Below are 16,951 nucleotides of genomic sequence, written 5' to 3'. Positions count from 1 at the left end.
TTGCTGGAACCAGACATTTGGAGGTCGCGACATGACCGAAGGCTGGGGTCGCATCGACAGCCCCTTCGATGACATTTTCGCGAGGTTCTTCGGGTCGGGGCTGTCGTCCCAGCCCCCCGTGCAACGGGTCGACCTCGGACGGCTCCTCGACGACGGTGCCCGGAAGCTGATCGCCACCGCCCGCGACGAAGCCATCGAGTGGGGAAACAGCGAGATCACCCCCGAGCACCTGCTCTATGCCGCGGCGCAGAACGATCCCACCCGCGGCGTGCTGAGCGGCATCAATCTGGATCCGGACGAGATCGCCGCGAAGATGGCCTCACACCTGGACAAGCACGGGACCCCGAAGACCACCCCGGGGGCACCGAGCCTGAGTCCGGCCGCGAAGCTGGCGCTACGGACCGCGCAGCAGCAGGCCAGCGAGTCGGGCCGCAGCTACATCGGCCCGGAACACATCCTCATCGGCATCGCCGCGAACCCCGAGAGCCCGGCCGGCAAGGCCCTGCTGGGCGCGACCCTCGAGGGCGAGAAGGCGGCGATGCCGCCCAGTTCGACGCCCACGCTCGACGAGTACGGGCGTGATCTGACCGCGGAGGCCCGCGCGGGCAATGTCGACCCGGTCGTCGGCCGCGCGCAGGAGGTGGAGCAGACCATCGAGATCCTGTCGCGCCGCCGCAAGAACAACCCGGTGCTGATCGGCGACCCCGGCGTCGGCAAGACCGCCATCGTCGAGGGCCTCGCGCAGCGCATCGTCAACAAGGACGTCCCGTCGACGCTGGCCGATCGTCGCGTCGTCGCGCTCGACCTCGGTTCGCTCGTGGCGGGCACGAAGTACCGCGGCGAGTTCGAGGAACGGCTGACGAAGATCCTCGACGAGATCAAGGCCCACTCCGACGAGCTGATCCTGTTCATCGACGAGTTGCACACCATCGTCGGTGCCGGTGCCGGCGGCGAGGGCGCGATGGACGCCGGGAACCTGCTCAAGCCGGCCCTCGCCCGCGGCGACCTGCACGCGATCGGTGCGACCACGATCGACGAGTACCGCAAGCACATCGAGAAGGACGCCGCCCTCGAGCGGCGCTTCCAGCCGGTGCTGGTCGCGGAACCGTCCGTGGACGAGACCATCGAGATCCTGCGTGGCCTGGTCGACAGCTACGAGGCGCACCACCAGGTCCACTACACCGACGAGGCGCTGGTCGCCGCCGCCGAGCTGTCGGACCGCTACATCACCGACCGATTCATGCCTGACAAGGCGATCGATCTCGTCGACCAGGCGGGCGCCCGTGTGCGGCTGCGGACCCACACCCCCGACGTCGACACCCGTACCGCCGAGGAGCAGCTCGCACGACTCAAGCGGGAGAAGGACTCCGCTGTCGAGCAGGAGGACTACGAGCGCGCCAACGAACTCAAGCGTCAGGTCACCGAGGCCGAGGAACGCCTCGGCGAAACTCCTGACGAGAGCACTCCCGAGGTGACCGTCCTCGACATCGCGCACATCGTTTCGCGCCAGACCGGAATTCCGGTCGCGGAGTTGACGTCCGAGGAACGCGATCGACTCATGCGCCTCGAGGACGTGCTGCATGCCCGCGTCATCGGACAGGACGAGGCCGTCACCGCGGTGGCAGAGGCGGTGCGTCGTTCGCGGGCCGGTCTGTCGGATCCGAACCGTCCAATCGGATCGTTCCTGTTCCTCGGCCCCACCGGCGTCGGCAAGACCGAGACCGCGAAAGCGTTGGCGGAAGCCGTGTTCGGAGACGAGGACCGGATGATCCGGTTCGACATGAGCGAGTTCCAGGAAAAGCACACCGTCTCCAGGCTCGTCGGCGCCCCGCCCGGCTACGTCGGGTACGAGGAGGCCGGACAACTCACCGACAAGGTGCGCCGACAGCCGTACTCGGTGGTGCTGTTCGACGAGGTCGAGAAGGCACACCCGGACGTATTCAACGTCCTCCTCCAGCTACTCGACGACGGCCGTGTCACCGACGCGCAGGGACGCACGGTCGACTTCAAGAACACCATCGTGATCCTCACCAGCAATATCGGCTCCGACCTGATCCTCGGCTCCAAGGCCCAGGACATCGACGAGCTGGTGCCGACGCTCATGGAACGACTGCGGGTGCATTTCCGGCCCGAGTTCCTCAACCGGATCGACGAGACCATCGTGTTCCACCGGCTCGACCAGACGGAGCTGCGGCAGATCATCGAGCTCATCCTCGACGGCACCCGCCGCCAGCTGCGTGCCCAGCACGTCGAGCTCGACATCACCGACGACGCCGTCGACTGGCTCGCCGAGAAGGGCTACCAGCCGGAGTTCGGGGCGCGGCCGCTGCGCCGGACCATCCAGAAGGAGCTCGACAACCGGCTCGCCGGGCTGTTGTTGTCCGGTGAGCTCGAGCCCGACGACACCGTGCGGGTGGCGGCCGACAATGCGGGACTCGAACTCGGCGTGGTGCACCACAACGGCGCCGAGGGATCGCTGCCCAGCGAGCCGTAAGCGACCACACGACCGAACTACGAGCACCCCGGTCGCCGCGGCCGGGGTGTTCGTTCGTGCCGGAACACCGACTTCGCGGAGGACTCGAGTAACGTGCTCGTGTATCTGCGTGAGGAAGGGTGCCGTGACTTCGACCGGGAACATGGTGGGGCTGTTCGCCGGTATCGGCGGGGTGGAGTTGGGCCTGCGCAGCCACGGTTGGGAAACCGAACTGCTGTGCGAGATCGACCCTGGCGCCCAGCAGGTGCTGCGCACCCGGTTCTCCGGCGTCGAACTGCACGGCGACGTCACCCAGCTGCGGTCGTTGCCGCAACGCATCGAACTCGTCGCGGCCGGCTTCCCGTGCCAGGACCTGTCGCAGGCCGGCCGCACCGCCGGGATCACCGGCGCCCGTTCGGGCCTGGTCGACGAGGTGTTCCGTCTGGTCAAACGCAAGAAGGGCCCACGCTGGCTACTGATCGAGAATGTCCCCTTCATGCTGCAACTCGGACGCGGCGCGGCGATGCGGCACATCACGGACGCACTCGAAGATCTCGGCTACACCTGGGCCTACCGCGTGGTGGACGCCCGCGCGTTCGGGCTGCCGCAGCGCCGCCAGCGCGTACTGATGCTCGCCTCGCGCAGTGACGACCCCCGCGAGGTGCTGTTCGGTCAGGACGCCGGCACACCCGACGAGGGCGACCCGTCGCAGTACCCATGTGGCTTCTACTGGACCGAGGGTGTCCGCGGGCTCGGATGGGCCGTCAACGCGGTGCCGACGCTCAAGGGCGGCTCGACCGTCGGCATCGCGTCGCCGCCGGCGGTCCGGCTGCCGTCGGGTGAAATCGTCACCCCCGGCCTGATCGACGCCGAACGCTTGCAAGGCTTCGACCCCGACTGGACCGCCCCCGCCACCGAGGTCACAGGGGTCCGCAACGGCCATCGCTGGAGGCTGGTCGGCAACGCTGTGAGCGTGCGCATGGCCGAGTGGGCGGGCGGGCGCCTCCTCGACCGCATCCCCTACAGCCCCGACCACGAAACCCCGCTCGAGCCCGGCGACCCCTGGCCGAGCGCCGCGTGGGGACGGAACAGACGGGCGTTCCGGGTGCACGAGTCCCACTGGCCGGTCCAAGACGAGTACGAGGACCTCGGCGGCTTCCTCGAGCACTCCCAGCTGCTGTCCGCCCGCGCCACCGCCGGGTTCCTCAGGCGCGCCCGCACCGGCAGCCTGCGCTTCGTCCCCGGCTTCCTCGAGGACGTCGAGAGCCACCTCGACCGGATGGGCGGCCACCCCGAAGCGGTCGCCTGAATCCGGTGCGAGGATGGGGTCGATGCCGTCCACCGATCCTCTGACCAGCGCCCGCATGCGGGCACAGCGCCGACGCGACACCGCACCGGAGATCGCACTGCGCCGTGAACTGCACAGGCGCGGGGCTCGGTTCTTCGTCGACCGCGCACCTCTGCCGGGATTGCGGCGCCGCGCCGATCTCGTCTTCCCGCGACGGCGGGTCGCGGTGTACGTCGACGGCTGCTTCTGGCACAGCTGCCCGCAGCACGCGACGTTCCCCCGGAACAATGCGCAGTGGTGGGCGGACAAACTGGCGGCCAACGTCGCCCGCGACCGTGACACCGACTCCAGACTGGCCGCTGCGGGCTGGCACGTCGTCCGGGTGTGGGAGCACGAGGACCCGGCGGAAGCAGCGGGTCGAGTACAGGCGGCGCTGGCCGCGACCTGAACGGTCTCGAATCGGCTGCTTCGCAGGCGGCGCCGGTGCGCGTTCCCTAGGCTCATTTTCATGAGAATCCTCGTCGCGGGAGCCGGGGGTCTCGTGGGGCTGCCGCTCACCAGAGAACTGATCGCCCGGGGGCACGAGGTGATCGGAACCTCGCGCAACCCCGACACGCGCCCCGAACTACGCCACGCGGGTGCCACCGTCGTGCGGATGGACGCCTTCGACCTCGCGTCGGTCGAACACGCGGTCGTCGAGGCGCGACCGGACGCAGTCATCCATCAACTGACGGATCTGTCGGGGATCGACTTCGAGGCCAACGCGGAACTGCGCATCGTCGGCACCCGCAACCTCGTCGACGCGATGCTCCGCTACGGCGTGCAGCGTCTGATCACTCAGAGCGTCGCATGGCTATACACGGACGGGCGAGGTCCCGCCGATGAGACGGTGCCGCTGCGGGAGGCCACGGGTCCGGGTGCCCGGACCGTCGAGGGCGTCGTCGCGATGGAGCACGCGTCCGCCCAGATCCCGAACCACGTGATTCTCCGCTACGGGAAGCTGTACGGCCCCGGCACTTGGTACTCCCCCGACGGCGACTTCGGTCGTGCCGCCCGCGACGGAGTACTCGCCGGCAACGGCATCGAGAGTTTCCTGCACATCGAGGACGCCATCGCGCCCACCGTCGCCGCTCTCGGCTGGCCCACCGACACCGTCAACGTCGTCGACGACGAGCCTGCGGGCCCCGCCGACTGGCTCCCGGTGTTTTGTCGGTGGGTCGGCGCCCCACAGCCGAAAGGACTCGGTCCTGGAAGGGGCCGCGGGGCGTCGAACGCGAAGGCCCGAGCGCTCGGATGGGTGCCGAGGTACCCGTCCTGGCGGGCGGGCATGTCGGGCTAGCTGCACTGCCCAGGGCCACGAAGCCCGAGCCGCGCTCACAGCACGCAATCCGACCGTGCCGCGATTGTGGCTACCATTGGAGGGAACCTTGCGCATTGTGCCGTCCAGGGAGATGGTCGCCGTGGATCACTCGTCGGAGTCGGAGAAAATCTCGACGCGCGCCAGCGTGGAGCGGCTGGAGAAGCTGCTGCGACGCGACGTGACATGGGTCCCGACGTCGAGCGGGTATCTCGACACCATGGCCGGCGAAACCGTTCCTCCACCGGGGCGGGCTCAGGCCGCGTGGCAGTCCTCTCTCGGTGCAGCCATGTACCAGCGGGCACAACGGGTGATGGCGTCGTTGCAGCGCTTCGGCTCGGTCGCCGACCAGTTGCAGCTGCGGCCGGGGCAAACGGTCGTCGACGTGGGATGTGGGCCCGGCAACGTCACCACCGGCCTGGCTGACGCGGTCGGCCCGCACGGGCTCGCCGTCGGGGTGGATCTCTCGGCGCCCATGTTGACACGGGCAGCCCAGCAGGCTCGCCCGAACATGGGACTCCTCCGCGGCAACGCGACAAACCTGCCCCTACGCGACCACTGCGCCGACGCCACCTGCGCCACGCTGGTGATCATGCTCGTGCCCGAACCGGTCGACGCTCTGAGGGAAATGATCCGGATCGTGGCACCCGGCGGACGGCTACTGGTGATGGTCCCGGCCCTCTCCGTCGGGTCGGGCAATGCGGTCACCGGCCCGATAACGGATCGATTCGTGAGGTTCGCCGGAGCACGGCCATTCACCCCGGACGGGTTGTCCCTCCTGCTCGACCGCCTGGGGTGCGATCACATCCACAGCCACCAGCAGTGCAACATGCTCACCGTGCGGGCCCGGACGGCCTCGGCTCGTGATTCGAAGTCCTCATCGTCGGGGAAGTCGTCATCTTCGGGGAAGTCGTCATCATCGGAACAGGGCAGCAAGTGAACGCGAACGCGTCCCAACCGACTACGCCTCCGAGCCCGAACGACTTCGAAGCGCTCTATCGGGGCGACTACGACGCTCTCAACCTCGCGCTTCAGGCGTCGAGCGGCGCGCCGCATGCCGAGTTTCAGATCGATCGGATTCCGTGGGACATCGGCGAGGTGCAGCCGGTCGTGCGGGACCTCGAGGCCGACGGTCAGATCACGGACGAGGTTCTCGACATCGGCTGCGGGACCGGTGAGAACGCGATGTTCCTCGCGGGGCGCGGATACCGGGTGTGCGGACTCGACGCCGCGCCCGCAGCGATCGAAATCGCTCGTGAACGTGCCCGGCTGCAAGAACTGGACGAGGCCGTCGAATTCGACGTGGCCGATGCCACCGACCTGACCGGATACGCCGACCGGTTCGCGACTGTCATCGACAGCGCTCTCTACCACTGTTTCCCCGAGGAACAGCGCCCCCGCTACGTGGCCGAGGTGTACCGCGCCTGCCGACCCGGCGCTCGGCTTCACGTGGCATGTTTCTCGGACCAGGTTCCCGACGAGTTGCCCGGCCCGTACCGCATCAGCGAAGGCAACCTCCGGAACACGCTCACGAACGCAGGGTGGTCGATCGCACGTCTGGAACGCACCACCTACACGACCGCGACCACCAGACGCGACATCGAACGGCAGCCGGCCACCGCGCTGTCGGCCATCGCCGACCGACTCAGTTTCGACTCCCACGACCGCCTGCTCGCCCCGGCCTGGTTGGCGACGGCCGAACGTCGTTGAACACCATGAACACGGTGGCCCTGGAATTGGTGCCGCCGGAACTGGCAGAGGGCACGGAACGGGCCCTCGAGGAGGGCTGCTCGGCAGCCGAGTTGTGCCGCCTACATGGATTGGTCGAGCATGTCGGGCATGTGATGATCCCGGGGATCATCCCCGAGGACGCGGATCGGCCCGTGCCGATTACCCCCCGAATGGACGTGCTGGACTTCTGGAAAACGATCCGGTCGTCGCTCGGTGCCGTCTCGGGCTTGTGCACCCAGGTGACGGTCTTCCACGACGAACAGCGACTCGACGATCGGGTGCACCGGCTCCGTGATGCCGGCATGGACGGGATCACGTTCGTCGGCAAGCCCCACGGGTTGCCGGCCACCGACGCTCCGGGGGTCACACCCCAGGAGGCGTTGGCACGCTACCGGGAGTCGATTCCGCACCGAGGGGTGGTGTTGATCCCCACCCGCAGGGGCGAACTCGGCAGGTTCGACGCCAAATGCGAACGCGGCGCGAACTTCGCTCTGACCCAGTTGCTGTACTCCGATCGGATCGTGGGCTTCCTGCGGGAATTCGCCGTGCGCACCGATCAGCGACCGGAGATCCTGCTGTCGTTCGGTTTCGTTCCCGGCATGGAGCAGCGTGTGCGCCTGATCGACTGGCTCCTCCACGACGACGGAAACGACCTCGTGGTGCGGGAGCAGGAATTCGTCGCCGGGATCGCGGACGGGTCCTTCCGGCAGCGTCGCGATGCCCTGGTCGACGTGTACCGGCGCGTCCTCGATGGCGTCCACGATCTCGGATTCCCGTTGAGCGTTCATCTCGAGGCTCCCTACGGCGTCTCCGCTGCCGCATGCGAGACCTTCGCCGCGATGCTCGACTACTGGTCACCGCGTACCGAAGGCACCGGCATGCGACCATCGAGCGGAACCCGCCCGCACGCCCCCACCGAGGAGATTCCGTGAGCAGCACCAACGCGCCGCTCGACGTCGAGTTCGCGCGCACCCATCTCGCGTCCCAGCCCTTCAGTGTCCTGCTGGGCGCCCGCCTGGTCACGTTCGACCCATCCGCCGGTGCCGTCCTCGAGATCGACGCCCGCCCGGACCTGCTGCAGCAGAACGGCTTTCTGCACGGTGGCGTGCTCGCCTACGCCGCCGACAATGCGCTCACTTACGCGGCCGGAACCGTCCTGGGCCCGGCGGTCCTCACTGGCGGCATGAGCATCGAGTACCTGCGACCGGCGCAGGGCCACACACTGCGCGCCATCGCGCGGGTCGTGCACTCGGGACGACGCCGCGCCGTGTGCGAGTGCACGTTGGAGATGGTCGCCAACGACGGCAGCACGAGCCTGTGCGCTGTCGCGCAGGGAACCGTTCTCCCCGTGACCGCTTCCTGATCAGATGTCGAAGAACACCGTCTCCGCACCGCCGTCGGGGGTGTTCTGCAGTCGGATGTCGAAGGTGTAGAACGTCTTTCCGCCCCGCTCCGAGCGCGTCGCGACGAGCGTCCGGCGACGGGTTTCCCACTCGATGCTCGCCAAGACCGGGTCGGCCGCGTTGCGCTCGGCCTCGTCGTCGAAGTAGAGGCGGGTGTGCAGGCCGACGTTGATGCCACGCGCGAAGACGACGACGCAGATGTGCGGAGCCTGCACGCGCCCGCCGTCGGCCTCGACCGGCCCCGGCTTGACGGTATGGAACTCGAATACGCCGGAGTCGAAGTCGGCGCCGGTGCGGCCCCACCCGCGGAACGCCGGGTCGACGGCCTTGTCCTGCGGGTCGAGGCGATGGGCGTACTTGCCGGCGGCGTTGGCCTGCCAGATCTCGAGCAAGGCGTCGCGCACGAGGGTGCCGCTGCCGTCGAACACGCTGCCGACGATCGTGATCCGCTCGCCGACGGTGGCGTCGGAGGCGAGGTCGTTTCCGAAGGTGTTCTCGAAGATGTCGAAACCCGCCTGATGCGGTGCGAGCCCGATGTGGACGTACGGCCCACCGGTCTGGGACGGCGTCTCGACCAACCGTGTCACCATCGGGCGCGGAGTGAAGGAGTTGTTGCGTTCGTCGATTCGGCTCATCGCGAAGATCCTGGGACGGTGTTCTCGAAGAAGGTGGCGCGACGTCCGCGGAGGGTGACGTCGAAACGATAGGTGCGGGCGTCGAACGGCACGTGATTGGCCGGGTCCTCCTGCGCGATCAGGCTCCGGACCTGCTCGACGGTGGGGACCGTCCGCACGATGGGGCACCGCTCGATCAGCGGGTCACCCTCGAAGTACAACTGCGTGATCAGGCGCTGGGCCCACCCGTCCGCACTCAGGGACATGTGAATATGCGCCGGACGCCACGAGTTGGTGTTGTTGGGCCACGGGTATGGACCCGGCTTGATCGTGCGGAAGACGTAGTAGCCGTTCCTGTCGGTGAGCATCCGGCCGCAGCCACCGAAGTTGGGGTCGATCGGCGCGAGGTACTGGTCCTTCTTGTGGCGGTAGCGGCCGCCGGAATTGGCCTGCCACACCTCCACCAGGGCGCCGGAGACCGGGTTACCGAACTCGTCGCGCACGTAGCCGTGGACGATGAGGCGTTCACCGATCGGCAGTCCGTCGGTGGCGAAGTTGAGGATCAGGTCGTTGTCCTTGTCCCCCAACTCGTTCGCACCGAATACTGGTCCGGTTACTTCGGAGAGCGTGTTCCGGGGCGAGATCAGGGCACTGCGCGGCGAACGCAGCACGCTGGTCTTGTAGTCGGGGGTCAGCGCCGGCGGGTGCACCGTGAAATCGCGTTCGACAAATTCGCCGATGGTCATGGGGTTCTCCTCGAGCCGATCTCCCGCCACCCTATTTCTGACCTTGGCTTATGTAAATTGACATCTTGTGCCACTTTCCATAACTTGAGGAAATGTCAGAAGGTTTCGTTCCCCCTCCCCCACCGGGGACCGGGGCCCCGGCCCGCTTCCTGCAGCGGATCCGACTGCGTCACCTCACATGCTTCGTCGCGGTGGCGCAGGAACGTCACCTCGGACGTGCAGCGCAACGCCTACACCTGACGCAGCCCGCAGTGACGAAGACCCTCAACGAGCTCGAGGCCCTCGCGAACGTGCGCCTGGTCGACCGCGGACGGCACGGCGCACGCCTGACCCCCGCCGGGGAACGGTTTCTGCGACGCGCGGTCGCGGTCACGGACGCGATGGAGTCCGCGGCAGCGACACTGTCCGGAGTGGGCGCTCCAAGTGCGCCGATCCGGGTCGGCGCGCTACCCACCGTCGCGAGCGTAATACTGCCCAAAGCGATCTCACGGCTGCAGAGCACGCACAAGGACATGGGCGTACGAGTGACCACCGGCTCGAACGCTGTTCTGCTCACCACGCTCCGCGCCGGCGAACTCGACCTCGCAGTCGGACGGATGGCCGAACCCGATGCGCTGCAAGACGTGACCTTCGAACTGCTCTACACCGAGTCGCTGGCACTCGTCGTACGGCCCGGACACCCCCTGACCGCATACGCCGGAACCGCTCCGATGCCTGCCGTTCTCGAGTATCCGATGGTCGTGGCGACTGCGGGGACCGTCCCGCACCACCACACCGAGGTCCTCCTGCAACGGCACGGGTTGTCCCTACCCTCCGGCCGCATCGAGACGCTGGACATCACCCTCGCCCGCACACTGGCCCGAGACGGAGACGCGGTCTGGTTCACGCCGGAACGCGCACCCCAGAGCGATCTCGACGACGGCGCGCTCGTCCGGCTGCCACAACCGACGCCGGGCACCGCGGAACCGGTGGGCGTGTTCCGGCGGGCAACGCCGGATTCGGGCACTGCTGTAGAGGAATTCGCCGGGATCCTGCGGGAACTGGCCGCCACCTGAACCCATCACGGGGCCGTCGATCGCACGGCGTGACACGAGCCGTGGACGCGGGCCGAGATGTCCGAATCCGCCGATGAATCTGTTTCGCGCTACTCTCCATCGACGACAAGGGTGATGCGTGCCGGCGTCCGGCACTGTGCCGAAGGGAATGACGTATGCAGTTCAATCTCGCCGATGTCTTCGAGTCCGTCGCCGAGTCCGTACCCGACCGCGTTGCACTGACGTACGAGGGCCGGAGCCTGACGTACGCGGAATTGAACGCCGAGGCGAACAGGGTCGCGCACCTTCTGACGCAGGCCGGCATCACCCCGGGCGACCATGTTTCGCTGTTCCTGAAGAACAGCATCGAGCACGTCACGTCGATCCTCGGGTCGATCAAGATTCGGGCCGTGCCGGTCAACGTCAACTACCGGTACACGCCTTCCGAGCTCGAGTACATCTTCACCAACTCGGACTCGGTCGCCGTCGTCGTCGAACTTCCTGAGCACCAGCGGGCCCTGGCAGGACTTCTCGACAATTGCCCGCTGATCAGGTCGGTGATCGTCGTCGGTGATCCGGTCGCGGAACTGCTCGACGCCGCGGCCGCGCGATCCATCACAGTGGTGCCGTTCGCGGTTTCTCGTGAACAGACCAGCACCGCGAACTTTCCCGCGCGATCGGGCGACGACCTGTACGTGTTGTACACGGGTGGCACCACCGGGTACCCGAAGGGCGTCATGTGGCGCCATGACGACTTCTTCCGCAAGCCGCTATCCGGCGGCAACCCGTACGGTGAGGAGAAGCGGCAGGATCTCGCGGAAGTCGCGGCTGCGGCAAAGGAATTCCCGGACATGGCCTTCCTCATTGCCGCACCGCTGATGCACGGGGCCGCGTTGTACTCGCTGTTCACCTTCTTCACGCTCGGCGCACGTGTCGTCCTGATGCGCGACTTCGACCCGAGGAAGGTCGTCGAAGGAATCGAGAAGGAATCGCTGCAGGTGATCCTGATCGTCGGCGACGGTATGGGGCTGCCACTCGTGGACGAGATGGAACGCCGCAAGAGCGAGGTCGATTTCAGTTCGCTCTACTCGATCACGTCGGGCGGGGCGATCTGGTCGGTCGGCGTCCGGGAACGGATGCTCGCGGTCAAGTCGGACCTGGTATTGCGGGACAATTTCGGCGCCTCGGAGTCCGGGAACGACGGCTCCTTCACAGTCGACCAGGACGGCAACCTCCGCATGCCGCCCTCCCCCAACATGGTTCTCGTCGACGAAACCCTGAACGAGATCGAACCCGGCTCCGACGAGATCGGGTACATCGCCCGCATCGGCAATGTCCCGCTCGGGTACTACAAGGACGCGGAGAAGACCGCCCGCACCTTCCCGACCCGCGCCGACGGCACCCGCCTGTCGGTTCTCGGTGACATGGGCCGGGTGGAGGCGGATGGCACGATCGTCTTCCTCGGACGCGGTTCGCAGTGCATCAACACCGGAGGCGAGAAGGTCTTCGCGGAGGAGGTCGAGGCGGCGCTGCACGCGCACCCAGCGATCGCCGATGCGCTGGTCGTGCCACGACCTGACGAGCGCATGGGTCAGCAGGTCGCGGCCGTTGTGGCCACCTACGCCGAGGCTCCGGAACTCACCCTGGACGAAATCCAGGAGCACTGCCGGAAGACGTTGGCCGGCTACAAGATTCCGCGGGCAATGGTCGTGGTCGATGCGGTCAAGCGCACCCCGGCAGGCAAGGCGGACTACCGTTGGGCCACCGAGATGGCCTCCGCCTAGGCGGTCACCGCGGGGAAACCCGCGGTCCGGGAGGGCCCGAGTCGGGGCGGTGACTACACGCGTTCGAGCTCCTTTTCGAGAGTGGAGGCGAGACGCATGATCTCACCGGCCGCCGCGATGTTGGCGGCCTTGTCACTCGTGTCGGCGATGCGTTCGGCGAGCCGGCGGATGCGTGCCGCATCGCTCGGTCCCGTCGTGATTCCGTCTGTGTGCGGTCCGTGGTGTTGCACCGGAAATCCTTAGTCGAGTTGGACGTTCGCTCGCTAGGTTAGGCATTCGGGCATTCCACGTAAACCCCGGGTCCAGTATTCGCTTCGGAACTCATCCACAAGCGCGGTGATTCGGGTGCCGATCAGTAGCCGGCGACGGGGTCGATCCGCGCCATGAGGTCTTCGCCGGCAACGAACCGACGCACGTTCTCGGCGACGTGCGCGGCGTAGGCGGGCAAGCGCAGTGCCGGCAGGTTGGAGTCGTGCGGCGTGACGATTGCGTTCGGCAATCCCCACAGCGGATGCCCGTCCGGCAGCGGCTCGGGATCGGTCACGTCGAGACCTGCTCCACCGATGCGGCGGTCACGCAGCACCTCCACCAGGGCCTCTGTGTCGACGAGGGAACCACGAGCGACGTTGATCACCCAGGACTTCGATCCCAGCCGGGACAATTGCTCCCGCCCAACCAAATGCCGGGTCTCCTCCGTGGCCGGCGCCGCGATCACCACGTGGTCCACCGTCGAGAACACCTCGTCGACCCGGTCTGCGGGGACGGCCTCGTCGGCGCCGTCGACGGGACGACCCGAGCGGTTCACGGCCACCGTCGTGGCACCGACCGAAGCGAGCATCGGAATCAGTGCTCGTCCGATCCCGCCGGCGCCGACGATCCCGACGCGCGAGCCGCGCAGGGTTCCGACCAGGCCGAAGAGCTCCCGCTGTCGCCACGTGGTGGCCGCGAGGTGCTCGGGCAGCCCACGAACCCCGGCGAGCAGCATCGCGAACGCGTGCTCGGCAACGGTCGCCGCGTAGGCCCCGGCCGCCGACGTCCACACGATCTCCGGGTGACGTTGGATGACCCCGGCGGCGAACCATTCCTCGACACCCGCCGACGGCAGCTGCACCCATCGGATCGTCTCGGGAACATCGCCGGGAAACGCCGCCGGGTCGTTGCCCGCCCATACGAGGGCGTGGGCATCGGCCAGTGCCGCGGCGTTCGCGCCACCCCGAGTAACGGCCTCCAGCAGCACCGGATGGTTCCTCGGGCCGAGTGCAACAGGGACGAGGGTCATCTCACGCTCTCCTTCTGTAGCGCCGGTCGGCCAGGACACACGGCCTGGCGTGGTCATCGGCCAGGACACACAGCCTGGCTTAGTCACATGATCGTTCTAGGTACGAAGCATGGCCCACACGTTCGGGCCGTCGTCGGGAAGCGTCAGGGTCCCGGTGACCTCGACCCCAGGTGCTGGTAGAACTCGACATTCGCCGGCTTGCAGGTTTCCAGGTATGCCGGACAGCTCTGCGCCTCCGCCGCCTCGATGCCCGGCTGGAGCACGGCTCGTCCCAGGCCCCGGCCTTGCGAGGCAGGGTCGACGCCGACAGAAGCCAAGTACCAGACAGGATCCGACGGGTGCAGCACGACAGTCGCTTCATCAGCGCGTGCATCGATTTCCGCTCGGTCGCCGTGCAGTTCGGCGGCCTTGCCTGCGACCGCCTCGAGTACCAGATCCAACCCGTTCGCTGCCGGGGTGGCCCAAACGGCCACCGCGCTCACGTCGTCCGAGACCCACACTTTTCCGCAGCGCATTCCGACCTCGGTCAGATAGAGACTGTGCAACGAGTGCACGCGATTCCGGTGATCGCGCACATCAACGGTATGTCGGAAGAACGGATAATCGACGAAGGCATGCCCGAGGGTCTCGACGGCCCGGACGATGTCGCACGGTGTTGCTGGCCGGATAGTCGAATCGCTTCTCACGTGCCGCCACGGTACCCCGGCCACGAGCAGATCCCCATCCGATAAATCCCATCCGTCAGCACCGGGAACACCAGTCGATCTCACCGGGTTCCCTGGGTATCCCCCGTGGATCGCCAGGAGTACCCGCGGCCCTTTCGAAAGAGTTCAGTTGATGCCCCGTATACCAGTTCACACGGTCGACAGCGCCCCCGAAGCCAGCGCGGCTACCTTGCAGGCGCTGGCGAACCGCACCGGCAAAGTCCTCAACATTCACGGCGAAATGGCGCACTCCCCGGTCGTGCTCGCCGCCTACTCCGGGATCAGCGACGCCATCGCCAAGCACGGCAGTTTCGACGCGCGCACCCGTGAGGCCATCGCCCTCGCCGTCGGTGCAGTCGACTCGTGCGACTACTGCCAATCCGCCCACACCGTGATGGGAATCGGTGCCGGGCTCAGCGAAGAGCAGACCATCTCAATCCGGCGCGGCGACGACGGTGGCGACAGCAAGCTCGGGCCGTTGCTGGCCGTGGTCCGCGAGGCCACCAGCAACGTCGGCGAGGTCGACGACGCGACCTGGAAGACCGCGCTGGACGCCGGGTGGACCGAAACCGAACTCACCGAAGCGTTCGCCCACATCGCGGTGAATCTGTTCACCAACTACTTCAACCACTACGTGGGCACCGAACTCGACCTTCCCCCAGCTCCCGGCCTGTCGGCGACGTGACCACACGGATTCGGCCGGACGTCGTCGTGTTCGACGTCGTCGAGACGCTCGCATCACTCGATGCGGTGCAGTCACGGCTGAGCCGGCTGCAGCAGCCCACGTGGCTGCTGCAGCGGTGGTTCACCCGGTTGGTGCGCGACGCCATGGCGATCACCGCGGCACACGGCTACCGCACCTTTCTCGACGTCGCCGCCTCCTCGCTGCAGGCCGAGACGCGTGGGACCCTCACCCCCGCCCAGATCGACTTCGCGGTCGCCGGATTCGGCGAACTCACCGCCCAACCGGACGCGGCGGACGCGGTCGACACGGCGAAGCGCGCAGGATTCCGTGTCTTCACCCTCTCCAACGGATCCGAAGCGACAACCCGAGCGTTCCTCGACCGCGCCGGGCTCACACCACAGATCGAAGAAGTTCTCTCAGTCGACGAGGTCAAGGCGTGGAAGCCTGCACCCCCGCCATACGAACTGGCGGTCAGCAGGGCACGGGTACCCGCCGAGCGAGTCGCCCTCGTCGCCGTGCACTCCTGGGACATCCACGGCGCACACCGTGCCGGGTTGACCACAGGCTGGTGCCCGCGACTCGAGACCGTTGCGACCCCCGCGTTCACCGGGGCAGACGTCAGCTCGGACACCCTGCCCGGTGTCATCGACGCCCTGGCCGCCCTACCGCGGTGACCCAGCCACCGGCAACCGGCAACTCGCCCACGATCGAAAGCCAGTCCTGAATCAGCGACGGTTGATTTACGGCAATTGGCCGGGAAGCGGTTCTGCAGGTAGGACTTCCCCCGGGGTGACGGTCCCGGTAGCCGAGAACAATGACAGCCCGAGAATCACTGCGGTGACCAAAGTGATCGCGCCGACCACGACCACATCCCGATCGACCGTGAGAACCATACTGAAGACCGCCAGCGGCACAGCAATGAAGGGATTGAGAAATAGCAGCGGGACGCTCGCCACTGCCGCAATTTGCGTGACCGCGGGCATCCAGGAGGGCGCGGCAGCGGGTGAATCATGCTGCGGATGTTGAGTTTTGGACATCAGACTCCCCCATCACAGCATCGGCGTCGGCGCTTAACGGACCCCCAGTCGCGTACGAACACCCCCAGTCGCGATGAACAAGACCGAGACCGAACAGCCCTCTGAACCTTAAAGGAGAAGATACTAACCGTTTGGACTGCCTTGTGTAGGTTGATACTCGACTTGCACCGGTCCCGATGGCAGGGCCTGGGTAGCTACTTCGAAGGGGAGAAACCTGAAGGTCAAAGGACGGACCGCACTTCTCGGTGCGCTCGTGGTATCCGGGGCTCTTCTGGCAGGTGGCGGGCTGGCGCTGGATGGAGGCGTCAGTACCGAGCTCGAGCGTACGCAGCTCCTGAGCGCAGTCGTCTACGAAGAAAAGGTGCAGGTTCCGGTCGATTCCGCCGCACATGCCAGTCAACGGATGGCCGAATCGGCTGGCCGCACAGTGAGCCCCACAGCCACCGGATGCTGGACAATGCGAGCCGACTACCACGCGAGAGCGGCAGCCGGGAACACCCTCTACACCGCCTGGCATGTCGGGTATTGGTGCTCTGATGGAAACACCATCACCGATGCCCGCACCCTCGACTCTGGAGGGGAGACTCGCACTCCGTACTGGAGCTACGAAGGCCCGATCGATGGCGGTGCGGGCGTATGGCAAAACGAGGCACGCTCGTTCACCAAGCTCCGCTTCGTCCACGGCATCCCAGGGAAATGGCAAATCCAGAGCCCGACGCCGTGTATCCGGGTCATCGGATCGGTGAATGGATCCGGCAAAGGCGACGATCGCTGTTCGGTCGAGTTCTGATCGCACGTGCGTCGATAGCAGTTCGA

General features: G+C 67.0%; 19 protein-coding genes. 13 read left to right on the top strand and 6 right to left on the bottom strand.

Translation table 11 applies throughout. The features are described from left to right. The first annotated feature begins 31 nt into the window (after positions 1–31). From EF834_RS15930 to EF834_RS15895, 8 genes are all read left to right on the top strand, one after another. On the top strand, positions 32–2,494 hold the full coding sequence (locus EF834_RS15930) for an ATP-dependent Clp protease ATP-binding subunit (RefSeq protein ID WP_127948214.1): 2,463 nt from the start codon (positions 32–34) through the stop codon (positions 2,492–2,494). Between the two features lie 124 nt (positions 2,495–2,618). Next, the gene (gene dcm, locus EF834_RS15925) at positions 2,619–3,782 is read left to right on the top strand and encodes a DNA cytosine methyltransferase (protein ID WP_127948213.1); all 1,164 of its coding nucleotides are present in this window, start codon (positions 2,619–2,621) and stop codon (positions 3,780–3,782) included. A 22-nt stretch (positions 3,783–3,804) separates the two neighbouring features. After that, a complete protein-coding gene (locus EF834_RS15920; RefSeq protein ID WP_127948212.1) occupies positions 3,805–4,209 on the top strand; it encodes a very short patch repair endonuclease in 405 nt (134 codons plus the stop codon). Between the two features lie 60 nt (positions 4,210–4,269). Further along, positions 4,270–5,100 carry an NAD-dependent epimerase/dehydratase family protein gene (locus EF834_RS15915; protein WP_127948211.1) on the top strand — a complete coding sequence of 277 codons (831 nt, stop codon included), beginning with the start codon at positions 4,270–4,272 and terminating at the stop codon, positions 5,098–5,100. A 121-nt stretch (positions 5,101–5,221) separates the two neighbouring features. Continuing rightward, positions 5,222–6,058: a class I SAM-dependent methyltransferase gene (locus EF834_RS15910; protein ID WP_164874159.1), complete on the top strand. Its 837-nt coding sequence runs from the start codon at positions 5,222–5,224 to the stop codon at positions 6,056–6,058. Continuing rightward, positions 6,055–6,828: a class I SAM-dependent methyltransferase gene (locus EF834_RS15905; RefSeq protein WP_127948209.1), complete on the top strand. Its 774-nt coding sequence runs from the start codon at positions 6,055–6,057 to the stop codon at positions 6,826–6,828. Before EF834_RS15910 ends, EF834_RS15905 begins: the two co-directional genes overlap by 4 nt. 5 nt (positions 6,829–6,833) lie before the next feature. Next, positions 6,834–7,781 (top strand): mycobacterial-type methylenetetrahydrofolate reductase, encoded by a 948-nt coding sequence (locus EF834_RS15900; RefSeq protein ID WP_206615304.1) that lies wholly within the window; start codon positions 6,834–6,836, stop codon positions 7,779–7,781. Continuing rightward, positions 7,778–8,212, top strand: coding sequence for a PaaI family thioesterase (locus EF834_RS15895; protein ID WP_235871252.1), 435 nt, complete (start codon positions 7,778–7,780; stop codon positions 8,210–8,212). The genes EF834_RS15900 and EF834_RS15895 overlap by 4 nt, the downstream gene beginning before the upstream one ends. Here the strand turns inward: EF834_RS15895 and pcaG are convergent, their stop codons facing one another. Further along, positions 8,213–8,887, bottom strand: a complete 675-nt coding sequence (gene pcaG, locus EF834_RS15890) for a protocatechuate 3,4-dioxygenase subunit alpha (protein ID WP_235871251.1) — start codon at positions 8,885–8,887, stop codon at positions 8,213–8,215. Continuing rightward, positions 8,884–9,612 carry a protocatechuate 3,4-dioxygenase subunit beta gene (pcaH, locus tag EF834_RS15885; RefSeq protein ID WP_127948207.1) on the bottom strand — a complete coding sequence of 243 codons (729 nt, stop codon included), beginning with the start codon at positions 9,610–9,612 and terminating at the stop codon, positions 8,884–8,886. Before pcaH ends, pcaG begins: the two co-directional genes overlap by 4 nt. Positions 9,613–9,704: 92 nt before the next feature. Between pcaH and EF834_RS15880 the strand changes: the two genes are divergently transcribed. Both EF834_RS15880 and EF834_RS15875 read left to right on the top strand, forming a co-directional pair. Next, entirely contained in the window at positions 9,705–10,667 is a 963-nt protein-coding gene (locus tag EF834_RS15880; protein ID WP_127948206.1) for a LysR substrate-binding domain-containing protein, read from the top strand. Positions 10,668–10,822: 155 nt separating this feature from the next. After that, positions 10,823–12,430, top strand: coding sequence for an acyl-CoA synthetase (locus tag EF834_RS15875; RefSeq protein ID WP_127948205.1), 1,608 nt, complete (start codon positions 10,823–10,825; stop codon positions 12,428–12,430). Between the two features lie 53 nt (positions 12,431–12,483). Here EF834_RS15875 and EF834_RS18245 read toward each other — a convergent pair whose 3' ends face one another. The 3 genes from EF834_RS18245 to EF834_RS15865 all read right to left on the bottom strand — a co-directional run bounded on the left by EF834_RS18245 (position 12,484) and on the right by EF834_RS15865 (position 14,395). Then, a complete protein-coding gene (locus EF834_RS18245) occupies positions 12,484–12,660 on the bottom strand; it encodes a hypothetical protein (RefSeq protein ID WP_164874158.1) in 177 nt (58 codons plus the stop codon). Between the two features lie 122 nt (positions 12,661–12,782). Continuing rightward, complete coding sequence (locus EF834_RS15870) at positions 12,783–13,709, bottom strand: D-isomer specific 2-hydroxyacid dehydrogenase family protein (protein WP_127948204.1); 927 nt, start codon at positions 13,707–13,709, stop codon at positions 12,783–12,785. Positions 13,710–13,852: 143 nt separating this feature from the next. Beyond that, a complete protein-coding gene (locus EF834_RS15865; RefSeq protein WP_328590562.1) occupies positions 13,853–14,395 on the bottom strand; it encodes a GNAT family N-acetyltransferase in 543 nt (180 codons plus the stop codon). A 151-nt stretch (positions 14,396–14,546) separates the two neighbouring features. On the opposite strand from EF834_RS15865, the gene EF834_RS15860 reads away from it, so the two are divergent. Then, positions 14,547–15,098 (top strand): carboxymuconolactone decarboxylase family protein, encoded by a 552-nt coding sequence (locus EF834_RS15860; protein WP_127948203.1) that lies wholly within the window; start codon positions 14,547–14,549, stop codon positions 15,096–15,098. Next, positions 15,095–15,772 (top strand): haloacid dehalogenase type II, encoded by a 678-nt coding sequence (locus EF834_RS15855; protein WP_164874157.1) that lies wholly within the window; start codon positions 15,095–15,097, stop codon positions 15,770–15,772. The genes EF834_RS15860 and EF834_RS15855 overlap by 4 nt, the downstream gene beginning before the upstream one ends. Positions 15,773–15,838: 66 nt before the next feature. On the opposite strand, the gene EF834_RS15850 is transcribed toward EF834_RS15855, so the two are convergent. Further along, positions 15,839–16,054 carry a hypothetical protein gene (locus EF834_RS15850; RefSeq protein WP_164874156.1) on the bottom strand — a complete coding sequence of 72 codons (216 nt, stop codon included), beginning with the start codon at positions 16,052–16,054 and terminating at the stop codon, positions 15,839–15,841. Between the two features lie 334 nt (positions 16,055–16,388). Here EF834_RS15850 and EF834_RS18240 point away from each other — a divergent pair, with 334 nt between their 5' ends. Further along, the gene (locus tag EF834_RS18240) at positions 16,389–16,925 is read left to right on the top strand and encodes a hypothetical protein (RefSeq protein ID WP_164874155.1); all 537 of its coding nucleotides are present in this window, start codon (positions 16,389–16,391) and stop codon (positions 16,923–16,925) included. The last annotated feature ends 26 nt before the right edge of the window (positions 16,926–16,951 follow it).

This window comes from Rhodococcus spongiicola (genome assembly GCF_004011835.1).
Classification (GTDB): Bacteria; Actinomycetota; Actinomycetes; order Mycobacteriales; family Mycobacteriaceae; genus Prescottella; species Prescottella spongiicola.
The sequence above is the reverse complement of the archived record's forward strand: the minus strand, read 5'-3'. Positions and strand labels throughout refer to the sequence as shown.

Coding starts and splice junctions, on each gene's coding strand:
- EF834_RS15930 (WP_127948214.1), top strand. CDS start 32: ATGACCGAAGGCTGGGGTCGCATCGACAGCCCCTTCGATGACATTTTC.
- EF834_RS15920 (WP_127948212.1), top strand. CDS start 3,805: ATGCCGTCCACCGATCCTCTGACCAGCGCCCGCATGCGGGCACAGCGC.
- EF834_RS15915 (WP_127948211.1), top strand. CDS start 4,270: ATGAGAATCCTCGTCGCGGGAGCCGGGGGTCTCGTGGGGCTGCCGCTC.
- EF834_RS15900 (WP_206615304.1), top strand. CDS start 6,834: ATGAACACGGTGGCCCTGGAATTGGTGCCGCCGGAACTGGCAGAGGGC.
- pcaG (WP_235871251.1), bottom strand. CDS start 8,887: ATGAGCCGAATCGACGAACGCAACAACTCCTTCACTCCGCGCCCGATG.
- pcaH (WP_127948207.1), bottom strand. CDS start 9,612: ATGACCATCGGCGAATTTGTCGAACGCGATTTCACGGTGCACCCGCCG.
- EF834_RS15880 (WP_127948206.1), top strand. CDS start 9,705: ATGTCAGAAGGTTTCGTTCCCCCTCCCCCACCGGGGACCGGGGCCCCG.
- EF834_RS15875 (WP_127948205.1), top strand. CDS start 10,823: ATGCAGTTCAATCTCGCCGATGTCTTCGAGTCCGTCGCCGAGTCCGTA.
- EF834_RS15870 (WP_127948204.1), bottom strand. CDS start 13,709: ATGACCCTCGTCCCTGTTGCACTCGGCCCGAGGAACCATCCGGTGCTG.
- EF834_RS15860 (WP_127948203.1), top strand. CDS start 14,547: ATGCCCCGTATACCAGTTCACACGGTCGACAGCGCCCCCGAAGCCAGC.